Annotated in this window: 16 protein-coding genes; 9 read left to right on the top strand and 7 right to left on the bottom strand. The window is 70.9% G+C overall.

The features are described 5' to 3' along the window. The first annotated feature begins 73 nt into the window (after positions 1-73). Positions 74-1,774, top strand: a complete 1,701-nt coding sequence (locus ACGFT1_RS19885; protein ID WP_373910266.1) for a methylmalonyl-CoA mutase — start codon at positions 74-76, stop codon at positions 1,772-1,774. Between the two features lie 87 nt (positions 1,775-1,861). On the opposite strand, the gene ACGFT1_RS19880 is transcribed toward ACGFT1_RS19885, so the two are convergent. After that, entirely contained in the window at positions 1,862-2,491 is a 630-nt protein-coding gene (locus ACGFT1_RS19880) for a TetR/AcrR family transcriptional regulator (RefSeq protein WP_373910265.1), read from the bottom strand. A gap of 210 nt (positions 2,492-2,701) precedes the next feature. On the opposite strand from ACGFT1_RS19880, the gene ACGFT1_RS19875 reads away from it, so the two are divergent. The 6 genes from ACGFT1_RS19875 (at position 2,702) to ACGFT1_RS19850 (ending at position 8,443) form a co-directional block, all read left to right on the top strand. Continuing rightward, entirely contained in the window at positions 2,702-3,673 is a 972-nt protein-coding gene (locus ACGFT1_RS19875; RefSeq protein ID WP_373910264.1) for a tetratricopeptide repeat protein, read from the top strand. 623 nt (positions 3,674-4,296) lie between these two features. Beyond that, entirely contained in the window at positions 4,297-4,950 is a 654-nt protein-coding gene (locus ACGFT1_RS19870; RefSeq protein WP_373910263.1) for a DUF6230 family protein, read from the top strand. Between the two features lie 120 nt (positions 4,951-5,070). Then, the gene (locus ACGFT1_RS19865) at positions 5,071-5,634 is read left to right on the top strand and encodes a DUF6114 domain-containing protein (RefSeq protein WP_373910262.1); all 564 of its coding nucleotides are present in this window, start codon (positions 5,071-5,073) and stop codon (positions 5,632-5,634) included. After that, entirely contained in the window at positions 5,624-7,051 is a 1,428-nt protein-coding gene (locus ACGFT1_RS19860) for a hypothetical protein (RefSeq protein ID WP_373910261.1), read from the top strand. The genes ACGFT1_RS19865 and ACGFT1_RS19860 overlap by 11 nt, the downstream gene beginning before the upstream one ends. A gap of 437 nt (positions 7,052-7,488) precedes the next feature. After that, on the top strand, positions 7,489-7,665 hold the full coding sequence (locus ACGFT1_RS19855) for a hypothetical protein (protein WP_373910260.1): 177 nt from the start codon (positions 7,489-7,491) through the stop codon (positions 7,663-7,665). Between the two features lie 313 nt (positions 7,666-7,978). Continuing rightward, a complete protein-coding gene (locus tag ACGFT1_RS19850; protein WP_373910259.1) occupies positions 7,979-8,443 on the top strand; it encodes a hypothetical protein in 465 nt (154 codons plus the stop codon). A 91-nt stretch (positions 8,444-8,534) separates the two neighbouring features. Here ACGFT1_RS19850 and pyk read toward each other — a convergent pair whose 3' ends face one another. The 3 genes from pyk to pta form a co-directional block, all read right to left on the bottom strand. Then, positions 8,535-9,959, bottom strand: a complete 1,425-nt coding sequence (gene pyk, locus ACGFT1_RS19845; protein ID WP_373910258.1) for a pyruvate kinase — start codon at positions 9,957-9,959, stop codon at positions 8,535-8,537. An 84-nt stretch (positions 9,960-10,043) separates the two neighbouring features. Continuing rightward, on the bottom strand, positions 10,044-11,255 hold the full coding sequence (locus tag ACGFT1_RS19840; RefSeq protein ID WP_373910257.1) for an acetate kinase: 1,212 nt from the start codon (positions 11,253-11,255) through the stop codon (positions 10,044-10,046). Beyond that, positions 11,252-13,342: a phosphate acetyltransferase gene (pta, locus tag ACGFT1_RS19835; protein ID WP_373910256.1), complete on the bottom strand. Its 2,091-nt coding sequence runs from the start codon at positions 13,340-13,342 to the stop codon at positions 11,252-11,254. The genes ACGFT1_RS19840 and pta overlap by 4 nt, the downstream gene beginning before the upstream one ends. Positions 13,343-13,567: 225 nt before the next feature. On the opposite strand from pta, the gene ACGFT1_RS19830 reads away from it, so the two are divergent. Next, positions 13,568-14,593 (top strand): ATP-dependent 6-phosphofructokinase, encoded by a 1,026-nt coding sequence (locus tag ACGFT1_RS19830; protein WP_361996453.1) that lies wholly within the window; start codon positions 13,568-13,570, stop codon positions 14,591-14,593. 15 nt (positions 14,594-14,608) lie between these two features. On the opposite strand, the gene ACGFT1_RS19825 is transcribed toward ACGFT1_RS19830, so the two are convergent. The 3 genes from ACGFT1_RS19825 to ACGFT1_RS19815 form a co-directional block, all read right to left on the bottom strand. After that, positions 14,609-15,328: a helix-turn-helix domain-containing protein gene (locus ACGFT1_RS19825; protein WP_373910255.1), complete on the bottom strand. Its 720-nt coding sequence runs from the start codon at positions 15,326-15,328 to the stop codon at positions 14,609-14,611. 162 nt (positions 15,329-15,490) lie between these two features. Next, complete coding sequence (locus tag ACGFT1_RS19820) at positions 15,491-16,183, bottom strand: response regulator (RefSeq protein WP_373910254.1); 693 nt, start codon at positions 16,181-16,183, stop codon at positions 15,491-15,493. Next, positions 16,180-17,814 (bottom strand): ATP-binding protein, encoded by a 1,635-nt coding sequence (locus tag ACGFT1_RS19815; protein ID WP_373910253.1) that lies wholly within the window; start codon positions 17,812-17,814, stop codon positions 16,180-16,182. Before ACGFT1_RS19815 ends, ACGFT1_RS19820 begins: the two co-directional genes overlap by 4 nt. A gap of 179 nt (positions 17,815-17,993) precedes the next feature. Between ACGFT1_RS19815 and ACGFT1_RS19810 the strand changes: the two genes are divergently transcribed. Then, positions 17,994-19,382, top strand: a complete 1,389-nt coding sequence (locus tag ACGFT1_RS19810) for a cation:dicarboxylate symporter family transporter (protein WP_373910252.1) — start codon at positions 17,994-17,996, stop codon at positions 19,380-19,382. Positions 19,383-19,397: the final 15 nt, after the last annotated feature.

Here is a 19,397-nt window from a genome sequence, read left to right as displayed (position 1 = left end):
ACGGCTGCCGTACCACTGCCGTACGGCGGCCGGCCATCGACATTTACTAGGACGTCCTAGTAAATTCAAGGGTATGGACGCTCACGCCATCGAGGAGGGCCGCCGTCGCTGGCAGGCCCGCTACGACGCCGCGCGCAAGCGCGACGCGGACTTCACCACGCTCTCCGGCGACCCCGTGGAGCCGGTGTACGGGCCGCGCCCGGGCGACACGTACGAGGGATTCGACCGGATCGGCTGGCCCGGGGAATACCCCTTCACGCGCGGGCTCCACCCGACCGGCTACCGCGGCCGTACGTGGACGATCCGCCAGTTCGCCGGGTTCGGCAACGCCGAGCAGACCAACGAGCGGTACAAGATGATCCTCGCCGCCGGCGGCGGGGGCCTGTCCGTCGCCTTCGACATGCCGACGCTGATGGGCCGCGACTCCGACGACCCGCGCTCGCTCGGCGAGGTCGGGCACTGCGGGGTCGCCATCGACTCGGCCGCCGACATGGAGGTGCTGTTCAAGGACATCCCGCTCGGGGACGTCACGACCTCCATGACCATCAGCGGGCCCGCCGTGCCCGTCTTCTGCATGTACCTGGTCGCCGCCGAGCGCCAGGGCGTCGATCCGGGCGTGCTCAACGGAACGCTCCAGACCGACATCTTCAAGGAGTACATCGCCCAGAAGGAGTGGCTCTTCCAGCCGGAGCCCCATCTGCGGCTGATCGGCGACCTGATGGAGCACTGCGCGGCGGGCATCCCGGCGTACAAGCCGCTGTCCGTCTCCGGCTACCACATCAGGGAGGCCGGGGCCACGGCCGCGCAGGAGCTGGCGTACACGCTCGCGGACGGCTTCGGGTACGTCGAACTGGGCCTCAGCCGCGGACTGGACGTCGACGTCTTCGCACCCGGCCTGTCCTTCTTCTTCGACGCGCACGTCGACTTCTTCGAGGAGATCGCCAAGTTCCGGGCCGCCCGGCGCATCTGGGCGCGATGGATGCGCGACGTGTACGGCGCGAAGAGCGACAAGGCGCAGTGGCTGCGCTTCCACACCCAGACCGCAGGGGTCTCGCTGACCGCGCAGCAGCCCTACAACAACGTGGTGCGTACGGCCGTGGAGGCGCTGGCCGCGGTGCTCGGCGGGACCAACTCGCTGCACACCAACGCCCTGGACGAGACCCTGGCCCTGCCCAGCGAGCAGGCGGCCGAGATCGCCCTGCGCACGCAGCAGGTGCTGATGGAGGAGACCGGGGTCGCGAATGTGGCCGACCCGCTGGGCGGCTCCTGGTACGTCGAGCAGCTGACCGACCGGATCGAGGCGGACGCGGAGAAGATCTTCGAGCAGATCAGGGAGCGCGGCCTGCGGGCCCACCCGGACGGGCGGCACCCGATCGGCCCGATCACCTCCGGCATCCTGCGCGGGATCGAGGACGGCTGGTTCACCGGTGAGATCGCCGAGTCGGCGTTCCGCTACCAGCAGTCCCTGGAGAAGGGCGACAAGCGGGTCGTCGGCGTCAACGTCGCCACCGGCTCGGTGACCGGAGACCTGGAGATCCTGCGCGTCAGCCACGAGGTGGAGCGGGAGCAGGTGCGGGCGCTCGCCGGACGCAAGGCCGCGCGCGACGAGGCTGCGGTGCGCGGCGCCCTGGACGGCATGCTGGCCGCCGCCCGCTCCGGGGCCAACATGATCGCGCCGATGCTGGACGCCGTACGCGCGGAGGCGACACTGGGCGAGATCTGCGGCGTGCTGCGCGACGAGTGGGGCGTGTACACGGAGCCCCCGGGCTTCTGACGAACCCCTTCCCGCCTCATCGCCCGCCGGCCCGGTAGCCGGCGGGCGATGTCGTCCCGCGGGAGCCGCCCGAGGCGACGGGAGGTCCTAGGGTCCTTCGTCCGGGGCTTCCGCCAGCCCGTGGAGCAGGACCCGGGTGAAGCTGTGGACCCATTCCCCGTCCGCCGGTTTGCCGCTCACCAGGGTGCGGTGGACGACCGCGCCGGCCACCACGTCGAAGATCAGGTCGACGGTGCGGGCGGACTCCTGCGGATCGGGTTCCGGGGGAAGTTCGCCGCGCCGCTGCGCCCGGGCGCGGCCCTCCAGGACCAGGCGCATCTGGCGGTCCACGATGGAGGCGCGGATGCGTTCGCGCAGGGCGTCGTCGCGGGTGGACTCGGCGATCACCGCCATCAGACCGCTCTTCGCCTCGGGCCGGGCGAGGATGGCCGCGAACTGGAGGACGACGCCCTCGATGTCGTCGGCGAGGCTGCCGCAGTCGGGCAGCCGCAGTTCGTCGAAGAGTTCCGCGACGGCGTCCACGACGAGTTCGTTCTTGCCGGCCCAGCGGCGGTAGAGCGTGGTCTTCGCGACCCCCGCGCGCGTGGCGACGTCCCCCAGGGTGAGCTTGGACCAGCCGAGATCGACGAGAGCCTCCCGGGTCGCGGCCAGGATCGCGGCGTCCGCGGTGGCGCTGCGCGGGCGTCCGGGACGGCCGGCGGGGATGCGGCTCTGCATGCCATCGACCATAACCGGCGGATCCTGTGGTGCCGTGAGGGAGATCACCGGGGCGGGGTGTCGCGGGCTGCCCCGATGGCATTACGCTACGGGTCGTAGCGAAAGCTCGTGCGGGACGTACACGGGCGACGACCACGGGCGTGGGGTGGGGACCCGGCGCCGCTACGACGCATTTTTCGTTCCGGCGCGGGATCGGGGGAGGATAGACGCATGCAGCCACGGAACATGTCCATGAGCGGAGTCGTCGACCTCGCCGCGGTGAAGGCGGCCCAAGAGGCCAAGGCCAAGGCCGAGCAGGCGCGCGCCGAAGCCGCCCGACGGGGCGGGACGGGGGCCGTCTCGCCGGCCGACCTCGTCATCGACGTCGATGAGGCGGGCTTCGAGCGCGACGTCCTCCAGCGCTCCGCCGAAGTACCCGTCGTCATCGACTTCTGGGCCGAGTGGTGTCAGCCCTGCAAGCAGCTGAGCCCGGTCCTGGAGCGGCTGGCCGTCGAGTACGACGGGCGCTTCCTCCTCGCCCGCATCGACGTCGACGCCAACCAGATGCTGATGCAGCAGTTCGGGATCCAGGGTGTCCCGGCCGTCTTCGCGGTCGTCGCCGGGCAGGCGCTGCCGCTGTTCCAGGGCGCGGCCGACGAGCAGCAGATCCGGCAGACGCTGGACCAGCTGGTGGCGGTCGCCGAGGAGCGCTTCGGCCTGACCGGTCTGACCGTCGACCCGGACGCCGAGCCGGGCGGTGCCCCGCAGACCGCTCCGGCGGCGGGGCCGTACGACGCGGCCCTGAACGCCGCCGCGCTGGCGCTGGACGCCGGCGACCTGGGCGGGGCCGTCCAGGCCTACCGCAACGTACTGGCCGACGACCCGGCCCACCCCGAGGCCCTGCTGGGTCTCGCGCAGGCCGAGTTGTTGCAGCGGGTGCAGGGTATGGATCCGCAGAAGGTGCGTCAGGAGGCGGCCGAGAAGCCGTCGGACGTACAGGCGCAGATCGCCGCCGCCGACCTGGACCTGGTCGGCGGACACGTCGAGGACGCCTTCGGCCGGCTGATCCAGACCGTGCAGCGCACGGCGGGTGACGACCGGGACGCGGTACGGGTCCGGCTGCTCGAGCTGTTCGAGGTGGTGGGCCCGGAGGACCCGCGGGTGATCGGGGCGCGCCGCGCGCTGGCGCGTGCGCTGTTCTGACCAGTCGCTAAACGCCACGGCGTGTGATGCCGGGGTCAAAGGTTCGCCGACGAGGCGCCACAGTGACCGTGCTTTGCCAAAACTTGGCAATCGCGGTCACTGTTACTCCGAGTAAATCAAAGCCGTTGATCTGTCTGGGTTCGTCCAGGGATCAACGGTTTTTCTCATCCCCCGGCCGCCACCGAGTGTCGCGGTCCGAGACCGGTCGGTCGTCCTCCGGTTATCCAGCCGTTACTAGCCGGTAACGAACCCCCTTGTGTCCGGGCCGAGAATGCACCACGATCAGCGACGCTCGGTCCATTCCCGCACCCCGGCATCCGGCCGGGACACGGGAGACTCTGGGTCCCCACCGAGCAGAGCCGGCGGCAGTGGCGCCGGCTCTCGGGCAGGGGGGTCTTCGCCGGCCGGCGAAGCCTGTCCAGCAGGGTTGTGCGTGATGCGTTTCAGGCGCGACCAGTGGTTGTCGCTCGGGGGTGATCGCCGGTGATTCGGGCGCGGTTCGCGCCTCCGAGTGCGGGCGCTCTCCTTCCCGAGGACGTAGCACTTCTCCCATCCCTGCCCGGCTGAGCCGCCGTCCGGGGGCGATTCCGGGCCAGGAGATGTACGTCCGAGAAGGAGGAAATATGGAGTCCCAGGTGCGTGGCGGGACCAGATGGAAGCGGTTCGCTGTGGTCATGGTGCCCAGCGTCGCCGCTACGGCAGCGATAGGCGTCGCCCTCGCGCAGGGTGCGCTGGCTGCGTCGTTCAGTGTGTCGGGCCAGGAATTCAAGGTGAGCGCCGGCAAGCTGGTCGGCCAGAACTTCACCCAGTACGGCTCGCTCGACACGGGCAAGGGCCTCGACGGCAAGGACGCGGCGCACCCGGTGGCGGTCTCGGCGTTCGAGACGGCGACCATCACCAAGATGTGCCAGTCCGTCGTCACCCCGGTGCCGTTCCTGAACAAGCAGATCACCCTCAAGCTGACCGCGGGTGACCAGGGTAAGGACGTCGAGGCGTCGAAGCTCTACATCGATGTCTCCAACCTCGACGCCAAGCAGGCCGTGTTCGACAACATGGACATCGGCGTCGCGGCGGGCAGCGTCAAGGGCCCGAAGCCCAGGGCCGAAGAGTACGACCAGAAGAAGGCCAGCCCCTTCGGGTTCGCGCAGCAGGCCGACACGGCCACGCTGACGGATGTGCACCAGACGGCGTGGGCGACCACCGCCGGCACCTTCAAGCTGGCCAACCTGCACATGGGACTGCAGTGGGGCAGCGGCGAAGGAATCGAGTGCTACTAGGCGCTTGACGACGGGCGGGGGAGCCACCGGTTTCCCCGCCCGGCTTCTGGGCCCGTACCACCGACCGCTCCACCCAGCACCACATCACCAGAGCAACGCCGCACCAGGGAGCTGTTTTCCATGAGCGCCGAGACTTCTGCCGCCCCCGGCCAGTTCACCCGCCGTAGGTCGCAGTTCCGCGCCTGGCGGGGCAACCGCCCGTTCTGGGCGGGCCTGTACGTCTTGCTCGGCGGCCTGCCGATCATGTACTTCCCGTACGCGCACCTCAAGCTGGGCGGGCTCACGGTGGCGATGTCCACCACCGCGGGAGCCGGGTCCCTGATCATCGGCGTGCTCCTTGTCGTCCTGGGTCTGACCCTGTGGTTCCAGCAGCACGTACGGGTGTTCGCCGGTGTCGCCGCGATCCTGCTGGCACTGGTGTCGCTCCCGGTCTCCAACTTCGGCGGTTTCATCGTCGGCTTCCTGCTCGCCCTGTTCGGCGGGGCCATGGCGGTGGCCTGGGCGCCGGCCAAGTCCGGGTCGCGGCCCACGGCGCAGGCCCTGGCGGACGACGACGCTCCCGTGGAGACGGCGCCGGAGGTGGCCCACGGGTCGCCCGAGACGGCCTACGGGTTCGGCGAGGCGAACGACCTGTCAGGAACGAGCCCGGCCAACGGGGCGAACGGGAGGCACAGTGCCGGCTGACGAGGTGATCCGCGGGACCGACGTGGACGGGCCCCGCGAGAGAACCGGGCCACGCCACGCGGCCCCCAGAAGGACGCTGTTCACCAGGTTCCACATGCCTGCCGGCAAGGCGATAGCGTCCGTGGCGATGCCGACCGCGGTGCTCATGGGATTCGGATACACGTCCTCGCTCGCCCTCGCCGCCAACGGCCATCCGTCCCCGTCCACCAGCCAGCAGGCCGAGGACTACAAGGACTGCCTGAAGGCCCTGGGCGACTCCAAGGACGCGTCCGCATCGCCGTCGCCGTCCGCGTCGCCGTCCGCATCGGCCTCGGAGAGTACGTCCGCGACGCCGTCCCCCACCGCGAGCGCCGACACCGGCAAGGCGGACACGAAGACGCCGGACGACACGAACGCCCCGGGCACGACCTCTTCGCCGGATTCAGGTTCCGGCGACAAGGCCACACCCGAGCCGACCGCGTCCTCCGGTTCCGGTACGGGTTCCGGGTCCGGTTCCGGCGCAGACACGGCCACGCCGAAGCCGACGCCGACCCCGTCGCAGACGCAGAGCGGCGTCGGCGGTGTCCTGGACACCATCGGCGACACGGTCGGTGACATCCTCACCGGCGGTCACAAGGACTCCGGCCCGTCGACCGCGACCGCGACCCCCGCGCCCTCCGCGTCACCGTCGTCGTCCGCGCCTTCCCCCTCGTCCGCCGCGGACACCCCTTCGTCGGGCTCCGGTTCGTCCTCCCGAGGCGGTACCGGCGTCTCCGACACGGTGAAGGGCGCGGCCGACAAGGCCACCGACACGGTCAAGGGCACGGTCGACAAGGCCACCGAGAAGGCCGGGGACACCGCCGAGAAGACCACGGACAAGGCCGGGGAGACCGCTGAGAAGGCCGCAGACGCCACGCCGTCGGCCACGCCCAGCCCGTCCGCCAGCTCCAGCGCGTCCCCGGATGACTGCCCGGCGGCCACCGACAAGGTCGGCGGTGTCGACAACGGCACTCTGGTGGCGGACGATCCCTGGTACCTGGAGGCCAGTTCCCTGACGCTGAACGGTGCCGACTACCAGGGCGTCGTGGAGGTGAAGACGGCGAGCGGCACCACGAAGAAGGTGCTCAAGTACGTCATCTCCGGCGGCACCAAGATCGTGGACCTTCACCAGATCGTGAAGGACAAGCAGTCGGGCAAGACGTACCACGTGCAGAGTGCCAAGGGTGGCGAGTCCACCATCGAGGGCGGCAAGACCACGATGTACACCGAGAGCATCTCGGGGAACCTGCTCGGCCTGATCCCCGTGACGTTCACCCCCGACAACCCGCCGCCGCTGAACATCCCGTGGATCCTCTTCACCCACGTCAAGGTGGTCCAGGCGGCCCAGTTCGGCGGCACCCTGACCATCCCGGGCATGCGCCAGTACACGACCGACTGACCGTCGTCGTACCCCACGAACCCTTCCGGGAGCCGCGACCGTGCCCCGCCGGATGTCTCACCCGGCGGGGCACGGTCCTGTGCGGCTCCCGCCCTTGAGGCAAGGGCGATTGAGGGATCGTAAAGATTGCGACCCTGTCATGATGATCGACGTCCCATGGGACCGCACGCGGCACAGACGGGGATCTTCTTCACTTCCTGGTAACTCGCCGACGCTTCAGCCTGCCTTCCTTCCGTGCGGACGACGACCGACCGTCCGGACTGACCATCCAGGTAAGCATTCACATGCGAGCGACACGAAGAAGAAGCAGGCGTGGGCGGCCTGTGACAGCGCCAATCCGATCGACCACTACCGCGCGCTGTCCGGGGTGGTCGTACAGGAGTACGGGGAGTGGGAGGCCGAGTACGCCGGCCAGGCCGAGCAGCGCAAGCAGATCCTTGTCGCCGCAGGACAAGGCCCACCAGGCCCGTACGGAGGCGGAGACCGCGGGTTCGACGGCCGCCACCGAGCTCGCAGCGGCCGAGGACGCCGAACTCCGTGCGTACAAGGCGCGCAACGAAGCGGTGAAGGCGATCAGGAGAAGAACGCCACCGCGTCCCGGGCGGCGGCCCTGAGGTCCGCGGCAGCCGCCGCAGAGGGGAACGAGGCCGCGGCCGAGACCCGGCAGGCGGCCACCGACGCTCGTGCGGCGGCAGACGACGCGGCGGGAGCGCCGACCGAGCCCATGCGGCGGCCGATGACCCGACCACGGCGGCGGTCGGTGCCCGGGCGGCGGCGACCCGTGCGGAAGGCGCGGCCAAACGTTCCCGTGCCGCCGCCGACTCGGCCGAGTCCGCGGCCGGAACGGAATTCGTCTCGTCGTCGACGCGAATGGCAACCTTGACACTGCCATGCCCAAGAACGTCTGGTAGTTGGAGCGCGATACCGGTGATCGACTTCTCTTTCGAGCCCCGCCCGGACGACGACTCGTGGTCGTCGGACTGGCGGCCGGAGCGTCCGGATCTGAACTCCTCGGACTTCTGCCTCAAGTACTTCAAGGCGGATCTGCGGCTCGTCATCCACGGCGTGGACCTCAGTGTGCGCCTGCTGGGAGAGCCTGTGGTCGACATCGCGTTGATGCTGGAGTTCGCGAAGAACGAGCTGGAGACCGCGAGTGACGTCACGGTTGAGGCCAGCCTCACCCAACACGCGTACTGCTTCCGCCGCGAAGGAACCACGGTCACCCTCGCAACGCAGTGGCCGCCGGCCAGAGCCGAGCTGACCTGGTCCGAGCTTCAGCGGCTCACCGACCGGGCCAAGGCCGAGGCGTTCCGGTTGATCACCGCCGCCCATCCGGCACTGCGGGAGAACGCGTGGTTGCGGGAGACGGTGGGAGGCCCGCCGGCCGCGTGATACGGCAGCCGTCCGTCGGCCACCGCAAGAGCCGAGGGCGCTCCCTGGAACAGGGAGCGCCCTCGGTGCCGTACGAACCCTTGCGGGGTGGTCAGTTGGTGCCGCCGATGTGGTGGACGCGGATCATGTTGGTGGTGCCGGGGACCCCGGGGGGCGAGCCGGCGGTGATGATGACCGTCTGGCCCGCGTCGAAGCGGCCGAGCCGGGCGATCTCCTGGTCCACCAGGTCGACCATCTCGTCGGTGGTGTTGACGAACGGCACGACGTGCGACTCGACGCCCCAGCTGAGGGTGAGCTGGTTGCGGGTGCCCTCGTCGGTGGTGAAGGCGATGATCGGCTGGCTGGCGCGGTAGCGGGACAGCCGGCGCGCGGTGTCACCGGACTGGGTGAAGGCGATCAGGCCCCGGCCGCCGAGGAAGTCGGCGATCTCGGCGGCCGCGCGGGCCACCGAACCGCCCTGCGTGCGCGGCTTCTTGCCCGGCACCAGCGGCTGGAGGCCCTTGGAGAGCAGCTCCTGCTCGGCCGCGGTGACGATCTTCGACATGGTCTTGACCGTCTCGACCGGGTACGCGCCCACGCTGGACTCGGCGGACAGCATGACCGCGTCGGCGCCGTCCAGGATCGCGTTGGCCACGTCGGAGGCCTCGGCGCGGGTCGGACGGGAGTTGGTGATCATCGACTCCATCATCTGGGTCGCCACGATCACCGGCTTGGCGTTGCGCCGGCACAGCTCGATCAGGCGCTTCTGCACCATGGGGACCTTCTCGAGCGGGTACTCGACGGCGAGGTCACCACGGGCGACCATCACGGCGTCGAACGCCGCGACGACGTCCTCCATGTTCTCGACCGCCTGCGGCTTCTCCACCTTGGCGATGACGGGGACGCGGCGGCCCTCCTCGTCCATGACGCGGTGGACGTCCTGGATGTCCTTGGCGTCCCGGACGAAGGACAGGGCGACCATGTCGCAGCCCATGCGGAGGGCGAAGCGCAGGTCCTCGACGTCCTTCTCGCTCAGCGCGGGCACGTTGACGGCCGTGCCGGGCAGGTTGATGCCCTTGTGGTCGGAGACGACGCCGCCCTCGATGACGATCGTCCGGACCCGGGGGCCCTCGACGTCCAGGACCTTCAGCTCGACGTTGCCGTCGTTGATCAGGACCTGATCGCCGCGCGAGACGTCGCCCGGCAGCCCCTTGTACGTCGTGCCGCACAGGTGCTTGTCGCCCGGCACGTCCTCGGTCGTGATGACGAACTCGTCGCCGCGCTCCAGCTCGACCGGGCCCTCGGCGAAGGTCTCCAGACGGATCTTGGGGCCCTGGAGGTCGGCGAGGACGCCGATGGGGCGGCCGGTCTCCTTGGACGCGGCCCGGACGCGGTCGTACCGCGCCTGGTGCTCGGCCTGGGAGCCGTGGCTGAAGTTGAACCGGGCCACGTTCATGCCCGCCTCGATCATGGCGACGAGCATCTCGTGGGAGTCGACCGCGGGGCCGAGAGTACAGACGATTTTCGAACGGCGCATGGAGCGATCCTATCGGTTTGTTTCGCTACGGAATATTCCGTCTGGTGGAAGATACAAATGAGTGGGGCACCGCTCAGGTGCTATTCAGTTGTGCTTTCCGACCAGTGCGTAGGTCTGCGTCGCGATCTCCAGTTCCTCGTCGGTCGGGACCACGGCCACCGCCACCCGGGCGGACTCCGGCGAGATCAGCCGCGGCCCGTCGCCGCGGACGGCGTTGCGCTCCGGGTCGACGGCCAGGCCCAGACCTTCCAGGCCCGCCAGCGCCGCCGCGCGCACCGGTGCCGCGTTCTCGCCGACCCCGGCGGTGAACGCCACCGCGTCCACCGTGCCGAGGACGGCGTAATAGGCGCCGATGTACTTCTTGAGCCGGTGAATGTAAATGTCGAAGGCGAGAGCGGCCTCTTCGTCGCCCTCGTCGATCCGGCGGCGGATCTCCCGCATGTCGTTGTCCCCGCACAGACCGAACAGACCGCTTCTCTTGTTCAGAAGAGTGTCGATCTCCTCCATGGACATTTTGCCGACACGCGCCAAATGGAAGATGACGGCCGGGTCCAGATCACCGGATCGCGTACCCATCACGAGCCCCTCCAAGGGCGTCAGTCCCATGGAGGTGTCCACGCAGCGGCCCTTCTCGACCGCGGACGCCGAGGCGCCGTTGCCCAGGTGCAGCACGATCACGTTGACCTCGGACGGGTCCTTGCCCAGCAGCCGTGCCGTCTCCCGGGAGACATAGGCGTGGGAGGTGCCGTGGAAGCCGTAGCGGCGGATGCGGTGCCGGTCGGCGATCCTCGGGTCGATGGCGTAGCGCGCCGCCGACTCCGGCATCGTCGTGTGGAACGCGGTGTCGAACACGGCGACCTGGGGCAGGTCGGGGCGCAGGGCCCGCGCGGTGCGGATGCCGGTGAGGTTGGCCGGGTTGTGCAGCGGGGCGACCGGGATGAGCCGCTCGATCTCGGTGAGCACCTCGTCGTCGATGACGGTGGGCTCGGTGAAGAACAGGCCGCCGTGCACCACCCGGTGCCCGATCGCGGCCAGCTCGGGGGAGTCCAGGCCGAGGCCGTCCCGGCTCAGCTCCTCGGCGACGGCCTTGAGGGCGGCGTCGTGGTCGGCGATCGGGCCGCTGTGCTCGCGGGTGTCGCCGGTGCCGAGGCAGGTGTGCCGGAGCCGGGAGGTCTGCTCGCCGATGCGCTCGACCAGACCCGCCGCGAGCCGGCTGCTGTCCCGCATGTCCAGCAGCTGGTACTTCACCGAGGACGAGCCGGAGTTCAGGACGAGGACGCGGGTGGGGTTGCTCACTGCTCGGGTGCCTTCTCGTCGAGGTTCTGGGCCTGGATGGCGGTGATGGCGACGGTCGTGACGATGTCCTGGACGAGGGCGCCCCGGGACAGGTCGTTGACCGGCTTGCGCAGGCCCTGGAGCACCGGGCCGACGGCGATCGCGCCGGCCGAGCGCTGCACGGCCTTGTAGGTGTTGTTGCCGGTGTTGAGGTCGGGGAAGATCAGCACGCTGGCCTGCCCGGCGACCTCGGAACCCGGCAGCTTGGTGGCCGCGACGGACGGCTCCACGGCCGCGTCGTACTGGATCGGCCCCTCGGTCTTCAGGTCGGGCCGCCTGCCGCGGACCAGCTCGGTGGCCGCGCGGACCTTGTCGACGTCGGCGCCCGAACCGGACGTACCGGTGGAGTACGACAGCATCGCGATCCGCGGCTCCACGCCGAACTGGGCGGCTGTGGCGGCCGACTGGACGGCGATGTCCGCGAGCTGCTCGGCGTCCGGGTCCGGGTTGACCGCGCAGTCGCCGTAGACCAGCACCTTGTCGGCCAGGCACATGAAGAACACCGACGAGACGATGGACGCGTCCGGCCGGGTCTTGATGATCTCGAAGGCCGGCCGGATGGTGGCCGCGGTGGAGTGCACCGAGCCGGACACCATGCCGTCGGCCAGGCCCTCCTGGACCATGAGGGTGCCGAAGTAGTTGACGTCGGAAACGACGTCGTGGGCCAGTTCGACCGTGACGCCCTTGTGGGCGCGCAGCGCCGCGTACTTCTCGGCGAAGGCGTCGCGCAGCTCGGAGGTGGCCGGGTCGATCAGCTGGGTGTCGCCGAGGTCGATGCCGAGGTCGGCGGCCTTCTTGCGGATCTGCTCGACCGGGCCGAGCAGGGTCAGCTCGCACACGCCCCGGCGCAGCAGCACCTCGGCCGCGTGCAGCACCCGCTCCTCGGTGCCCTCGGGCAGGACGACCCGCCGCTTGTCGGAGCGGGCCTGCTCCAGGAGCTTGTGTTCGAACATCATCGGGGTGACCCGGTCGCTGCTGGGTGCCGACACCCGGCGGGCCAGGTCGGCGGTGTCGGCGTAGCGTTCGAACAGGCCGAGCGCGGTCTCCGCCTTGCGCGGGGTGGCCGCGTTCAGCTTGCCCTCCAGGGAGAACAGCTGCTCGGCGGTGGGGAAGCTGTTGCCGGCGACCGAGATCACCGGGGTGCCCGGGGCGAGGCGGGCGGCGAGGGTGAGGATCTCGTCGCTCGGCACCTCGTTCAGGGTGAGCAGCACGCCGGCTATCGGCGGGGTGCCGGCGCTGTGCGCGGCCAGCGAGCCGACGACCAGGTCGGCGCGGTCCCCGGGGGTGACGACCAGGCAGCCCGGGGTCAGGGCGCCCAGGAAGTTGGGCAGCATCGCGCCGCCGAAGACGAAGCCCAGCGCATCCCGGGCCAGGCCGGAGTCGTCACCGAGCAGCACCCGGGCGCCGAGGGACTGGGCGATCTGCGCGACCGTCGGCGCGGACAGCGCCGGCTCGTCGGGGAGCACGTACGTGGGGACCGGCAGCCGATCGGCGAGCCGTTCGGCGATCCTGTCGCGGTCCTCCCGGCTCACCCGGTTGGCGACCATGGCCAGGACGTCGCAGCCGAGGCCGTCGTAGGCGCGGAAGGCGTTGCGGGTCTCGGCCAGCACGGACTCGGCCGGCTGCCGGCGGCCGCCCACCACCGGGATCACCGACGCGCCGAACTCGTTGGCGAGCCGGGCGTTCAGGGACAGTTCGTCCGGCAGCTGGGTGTCGGCGTAGTCGGTGCCGAGGACCAGGACGACGTCGTAGTCCCGGGCCACCAGGTGGAAGCGGTCGACGAGGGCGGAGACCAGCTCGTCGGTGCCCTGTTCGGCCAGGAGCGCGGACGCCTGGTGGTAGTCCATGCCGTAGACGGTCGCGGGGTCCTGAGTAAGGCGGTAGCGCGCCCGCAGCAGCTCGAAGAGACGGTCGGGACCGTCGTGGACGAGCGGACGGAACACGCCCACCCGGTCGACCTGCCGGGTCAGCAGCTCCATGACCCCCAGTTCCACGACCTGACGGCCGTCACCCCGGTCGATCCCGGTCACGTACACGCTGCGCGTCACGTGTCCACTCCGTTCCTTCTGTCGTGTCTGTCGTGCCTGCCGTGCCTGTCACGTCGTCGGCATAAAAGCCGGCGGCATAAAAATCGCTCACCGAGGTGAGCAGGACCCTCTTGACAATACCCCCGCTGCCGGATAAGGCGCCCGTCAAGACCTCTCCTGCCCCGCGGACGTGAAAGAATCGGTATCGGCTCCCCGGTACCGACAGTGAGCAGGAGACACAGCACGATGCGCATCGGAGTTCTCACCGCAGGCGGCGACTGCCCCGGCCTGAACGCCGTGATCCGGTCGGTCGTGCACCGGGCGGTGGCGCAGTACGGCGACGAGGTCATCGGTTTCGAGGACGGTTACCGGGGTCTGCTGGACCGCCACTACCGCGCCCTCGACCTGGACGCGGTCAGCGGCATCCTGGTCCGCGGCGGCACCATCCTCGGCTCCTCCCGCCTGGAGCGCGACCGGCTGCGCGAGGCCTGCGAGCGGGCCACCGACATGGTCGAGGAGTTCGGCATCGACGCGCTGATCCCCATCGGCGGCGAGGGCACCCTGACGGCGGCCCGCATGCTCTCCGACGCCGGCCTCCCGGTCGTCGGCGTGCCCAAGACCATCGACAACGACATCTCCTCCACCGACCGCACCTTCGGCTTCGACACCGCCGTCGGCGTGGCCACGGAGGCGATGGACCGGCTCAAGACCACCGCCGAGTCCCACCAGCGGGTGATGGTCGTCGAGGTCATGGGCCGGCACGCCGGCTGGATCGCGCTGGAGTCCGGCATGGCCGCCGGCGCCCACGGCATCTGCCTGCCCGAGCGGCCCTTCGACCCGGCCGACCTGGTCAAGATGGTCGAGGAGCGGTTCGCCCGCGGCAAGAAGTTCGCCGTCATCTGCGTCGCCGAGGGCGCGCACCCAGCCGAGGGCACCATGGACTACGGCAAGGGCGCCATCGACCAGTACGGCCACGAGCGCTTCCAGGGCATCGGCACCGCCCTCGCCTACGAGCTGGAGCGGCGCCTGGGCAAGGAGTCCAAGCCCGTCATCCTCGGCCACGTCCAGCGCGGCGGTGTCCCCACCGCGTACGACCGCGTCCTCGCCACCCGGTTCGGCTGGCACGCCGTCGAGGCCGCGCACCGCGGTGACTTCGGGCGGATGACCGCGCTGCGCGGCACCGACATCGTCATGGTGCCGCTCGCGGAGGCGGTCACCGAGCTGAAGACGGTGCCGAAGGACCGCATGGACGAGGCCGAGTCGGTCTTCTAGAGCCGTTCGCCGCGCTCAGCCGGTGCCGGTGGCCCCGGTGCGGTCCCAGAAGTGCTCCACGATCCGGTCGAGGAAGTCCCGGCCGGACTCACTGGCGCCCGTGCCGCCGCCGCCCCAGCTGAGCGTGGCGGCCATGTGCCCCTGGTAGTCCTGGTGCAGCCCTTGCAGCACCGCCTCCACGACGCCCCGCTCCAGGGGCGCCAGCCGCAGCACCGGCGCCACATAGGCCTGCCAGCGGGTGGTCACCGCGCTCTGCAGCAGTTCGGCGAGCCTCGTCCCGCGGCCGGTGACGGCGACGAAGTCGGGCAGGGCGAGGTCGAGGATCCGGGCCAGCGCGGCCGACTGCCGCTCGTCGCCACGCCACTGCCCGCTCTCCTCCGTGCGCAGGTACGCGCGCAGGTCCATGCCGACGGCGCGGGCGACGTCCTCGGGTGCCACGCCCCGGGCGACGCGATGCTCGCGCAGGGTCCGCGGGCGGCCGATGAGTTCGCCCGGGGAACACCACAACGCGCCCGCCAGCGCGGTGAGTTCGGGGTTGCTGGGAATGATCGTGCCGCGCTCCCAGGCGATCACGAGGTCGGGGGTGACGTACGGCAGCCCGTACGAGGCACGCATCCCGTGGGCGACGTGCTCGGGCCCCATGCCCAGCGCGGCACGGAGCCTGCGGGCGGCCGGGGCGTCGAACGGGGGAGCCGGGGGGTTCGGTCGGGCTGAGGGTTGGCGCACCCGGCACAACGTAGGCCCGGTGGGCGCGGTTGACCACGGTCGGTTCCACCGAGATCACGGATCGTACGAACGTACGGGGTGATCACGCACGGTGGTCAGGCACCCCGTGCCACCTGCCCGTGACCGGCCCGGCCGGCGAACACCCTTGGGGTCTTGCGGCCGCCGGCGCGCTCACCGGCCCGGCGTGCCCCATCGGTACACCAGCTCCGGCCGTCCGACCTGCCCGTACAGCGGACTCCGTCCAGCCCGGCCCGCCTCCACCAGGTGCTCCAGGTACCGGCGGGCGGTGATCCGGGAGATGCCCACGGCCTCGGCGACCCCCGCCGCCGTGAGCCCCCGCGGCGCCTCCCGCAGCGCGCCCGTCACCCGCTCCAGCGTCGGTCCGCTCAGCCCCTTCGGCAGCGCCGCGGGCGAGGGTGCCCGCAGGCTTGCCAGTGCCCGGTCCACCTCGTCCTGTCCGCTCGCCTCGCCCACCGCCGCGCGGAATTCGGCGTACCGGACCAGCCGGTCCCGGAGCGTCGCGAACGTGAACGGCTTCAGGACGTACTGGACGACCCCCAGCGAGACCCCCTCCCGCACCACCGCCAGGTCCCGTGCCGACGTCACCGCTATCACGTCCGCGTGATGCCCGGCCGCCCGCAGGGACCGGGCGAACTGGAGACCGTGCACGTCCGGGAGGTGAAGATCCAGCAGCAGCAGGTCCACGGGCGTACGGTCCAGGACGCGCCGCGCCTCCGCTCCCGTATGCGCCTTCCCGACCGCGACGAACCCGGGCACCCGGCCGACGTACAGCACATGGGCGTCGGCGGCCACCGGGTCGTCCTCGACGACGAGCACGCGGATGGGCCGCTGTCCGCTGGTCATCCGCCACCGCCCGGGGCCGTGCGCAACGGCAACCGCACCTCGAACACCGCTCCGCCCTCGCCCTCCTCGTCGGACTCCACCGCCGTCAGCGTGCCCCCGTGGCGGTTCACCGCCTGCCGGACCAGGGCCAGTCCGAGCCCCCGTCCGCCGGGCCCGGCCGGCTTGGTGGAGAACCCGCGCTGGAACACCAGGCCGGCGTGGGCGGGGTCGACACCGGGACCGGTGTCCGACACGCGCAGCACGACTTCGGCGGCCGAAGCGTACGCCGTCACCGTCACCCGCGCCCGCGCCGTCCCCTGCGCCGCGTCCACCGCGTTGTCGATCAGGTTGCCGAGGATGGTGACGAGGTCCCGCGCCGACAGTTCGGCCGGGAGCAGGCCGTCGTCCAGCCGGCTGTCGGGGGACACCACCAGCTCCACGCCCCGCTCGTTCGCCTGAGCCGTCTTGCCCAGCAGCAGCGCGGCGAGGACCGGTTCGCTCACCGCCGCGACCACCTGGTCGGTGAGGGCCTGGGCCAGCTCCAGCTCGGCCGTCGCGAACTCCACCGCCTCCTCGGCCCGGCCCAGCTCGATCAGGGAGACGACGGTGTGCAGCCGGTTCGCCGCCTCGTGCGCCTGCGAGCGCAGGGCCTGGGTGAAGCCGCGCTCCGAGTCCAGTTCGCCCATCAGGGACTGGAGTTCGGTCACGTCGCGCAGGGTGACGACCGTGCCCCGGCGCTCACCGCCGGACACCGGGGAGGTGTTCACCACCAGCACCCGGGACGCCGTCAGGTGCACCTCGTCCACCCGGGGCTCGGAGGACAGCAGGGCGCCGGTCAGCGGGGCGGGCAGCCCCAGCCCGGCCACCGAGCGGCCGATCAGGTCCGGGTCGCCGGTGCCGCCCACGCCCAGCAGCTCCCGGCCGCCGTCGTTGATCAGGGCCACCCGGTACTGGGCGTCCAGCATCAGCAGGCCCTCGCGGACCGCGTGCAGCGCCGCCTGGTGGTAGTCGTGCACGTGGCTCAGCTCGGTGGCGTTCATGCCGTGGGTGTGGCGGCGCAGCCGCGCGTTGATCACGTAGGTGCCGACCGCGCCCAGCAGCAGGACGCCGCCGGCGACCCCGAGCAGGGCGGTGAGCTGGTCCTGGACCCGGGCGCTGATCGTCTGCACGGTGATGCCGGCGCTGACCAGCCCGATGACCCGGCCGTGGTCGGTGATGGGGGTCACCGCGCGGACGGACGGGCCGAGCGTGCCGGTGTAGGTCTCGGTGAAGGTGCGGCCGCGCCGGGCGGGGCCGATGGTGCCGAGGAAGCGTCTGCCGATCTGCCGCCGGTCGGGGTGGGTCCAGCGGATGCCGGAGGGGTTCATGATCGTGACGAAGTCGACGTCGGTGTGCCGCATGACCTGGAGGGCGTACGGCTCCAGCCGGCCGCTGGGGTCCGGGGCGCGGATCGCCGTGCGGACCGAGGGGGAGTCGGCGATCGAGCGGGCCACCGCCGTCGCCTGCCGGGCGGCGGCGTCCTCGGCCTGCCGCTGGTCGCTGACGTAGGTGAACAGCGCGTACCCGGCCACGACCACCGCGACCAGCACGGCCTGCATGGCGAACAGCTGACCCGCCAGGCTGCGGGGTCGCGGAAGGGTGGGGAGGCGCATGCCAGCAGTGTGCCTCGCGGACCGGGGGCGGCGGGAACGAGCGGCCGGGCGCGAACTCAATGAACACAAGGGTGACCGCCTTCACACGGCCGGGAGATAGTCACGGCGTTCCCCCAACAACGCCCGGACGTGAGCCGCACGCCGGTTGTTCACCGACGAAGACGTCAAGGAGGGCAGTCGTGGCCGCCAGCACCCCCGATACGGCACCTGCCGCACCCCGCGCGCAGCGGGACCGGACCCACTACCTGTACATCGCCGTCATCGCGGCGGTCGCGCTCGGCATCGCCGTGGGGCTGATCTGGCCCGACGCGGCGGTGCAGCTGAAGCCGCTGGGCACCGGATTCGTGAACCTGATCAAGATGATGATCTCGCCGATCATCTTCTGCACGATCGTGCTCGGCATCGGATCCGTGCGCAAGGCGGCCAAGGTCGGCGCCGTCGGCGGTATCGCCCTCGGCTACTTCCTGGTGATGTCGCTCGTCGCGCTCGCCATCGGCCTCGTCGTCGGCAACGTGCTGCACCCGGGGGCGGGGCTGCACCTGACCGAGGCGCTGCGGCAGACCGGGCACGCCCAGGTGTCCAGCGACGCGCTGCCGCCGGTGGACTTCGTCCTGTCGATCATCCCGACGACGTTCGTGTCCGCGTTCACCGAGGGCCAGGTCCTCCAGACGCTGCTGGTAGCCCTGCTCGCAGGGTTCGCGCTCCAGGCCATGGGTCGGGCCGGGCAGCCGGTGCTCCGGGGCGTCGAGCACATCCAGCGGCTGGTCTTCCGCATCCTGTCCATGGTGATGTGGGCCGCGCCGGTCGGCGCGTTCGGGGCGATCGCGGCCGTGGTCGGCTCCGCGGGCGTCGACGCGCTCAAGAGCCTCGCCGTGCTGATGCTGGGCTTCTACGTCACCTGCTTCCTGTTCGTGTTCGTCGTGCTCGGTACCGTGCTACGGCTCGTCGCGGGGCTGAACATCCTTTCCCTGTTCAAGTACCTGGCGCGGGAGTTCCTGCTGATCCTGTCCACCTCCTCCTCCGAGTCCGCGCTGCCGCGGCTGATCGCGAAGATGGAGCACCTGGGCGTCAGCCGGCCGGTCGTCGGCATCACCGTCCCGACCGGGTACTCGTTCAACCTCGACGGCACGATGATCTACATGACCATGGCGTCGCTGTACATCGCGGACGCGCTGGGCACGCCGATGTCGGTGGGCGAGCAGATCCCGCTGCTGCTGTTCCTGCTGCTGGCGTCGAAGGGCGCGGCCGGTGTCAGCGGGGCCGGCCTGGCGACCCTGGCCGGCGGTCTGCAGTCGCACAAGCCGGCGCTGGTCGACGGGGTCGGGCTGATCGTGGGCATCGACCGGTTCATGAGCGAGGCGCGTGCGCTGACGAACTTCGCGGGCAACGCCGTGGCGACCGTGCTCGTGGGCACGTGGACCAAGGAGATCGACAAGGCCCGGGTGCGGCGGGTGCTGGCCGGCGAGCTGCCGTTCGACGAGACGACGCTGCCGGACGAGGGGCGGCCGGCGGTGAGCGACGTCCCCGCGCCGCGCGAGGACGGCGAGAAGGAGCTGGCCAAGGCCTGATCCGCCCAGAGTTCC

Origin of the sequence: Streptomyces sp. Y20 (genome assembly GCF_043195475.1) — a bacterium.
GTDB lineage: Bacteria > Actinomycetota > Actinomycetes > Streptomycetales > Streptomycetaceae > Streptomyces.
The sequence above is the reverse complement of the archived record's forward strand: the minus strand, read 5'-3'. Positions and strand labels throughout refer to the sequence as shown.

Coding starts and splice junctions, on each gene's coding strand:
- ACGFT1_RS19830 (WP_361996453.1), top strand. CDS start 13,568: ATGCGCATCGGAGTTCTCACCGCAGGCGGCGACTGCCCCGGCCTGAAC.
- ACGFT1_RS19870 (WP_373910263.1), top strand. CDS start 4,297: ATGGAGTCCCAGGTGCGTGGCGGGACCAGATGGAAGCGGTTCGCTGTG.
- ACGFT1_RS19875 (WP_373910264.1), top strand. CDS start 2,702: ATGCAGCCACGGAACATGTCCATGAGCGGAGTCGTCGACCTCGCCGCG.
- ACGFT1_RS19815 (WP_373910253.1), bottom strand. CDS start 17,814: ATGCGCCTCCCCACCCTTCCGCGACCCCGCAGCCTGGCGGGTCAGCTG.
- ACGFT1_RS19880 (WP_373910265.1), bottom strand. CDS start 2,491: ATGCAGAGCCGCATCCCCGCCGGCCGTCCCGGACGCCCGCGCAGCGCC.
- pyk (WP_373910258.1), bottom strand. CDS start 9,959: ATGCGCCGTTCGAAAATCGTCTGTACTCTCGGCCCCGCGGTCGACTCC.
- ACGFT1_RS19820 (WP_373910254.1), bottom strand. CDS start 16,183: ATGACCAGCGGACAGCGGCCCATCCGCGTGCTCGTCGTCGAGGACGAC.
- ACGFT1_RS19885 (WP_373910266.1), top strand. CDS start 74: ATGGACGCTCACGCCATCGAGGAGGGCCGCCGTCGCTGGCAGGCCCGC.
- ACGFT1_RS19865 (WP_373910262.1), top strand. CDS start 5,071: ATGAGCGCCGAGACTTCTGCCGCCCCCGGCCAGTTCACCCGCCGTAGG.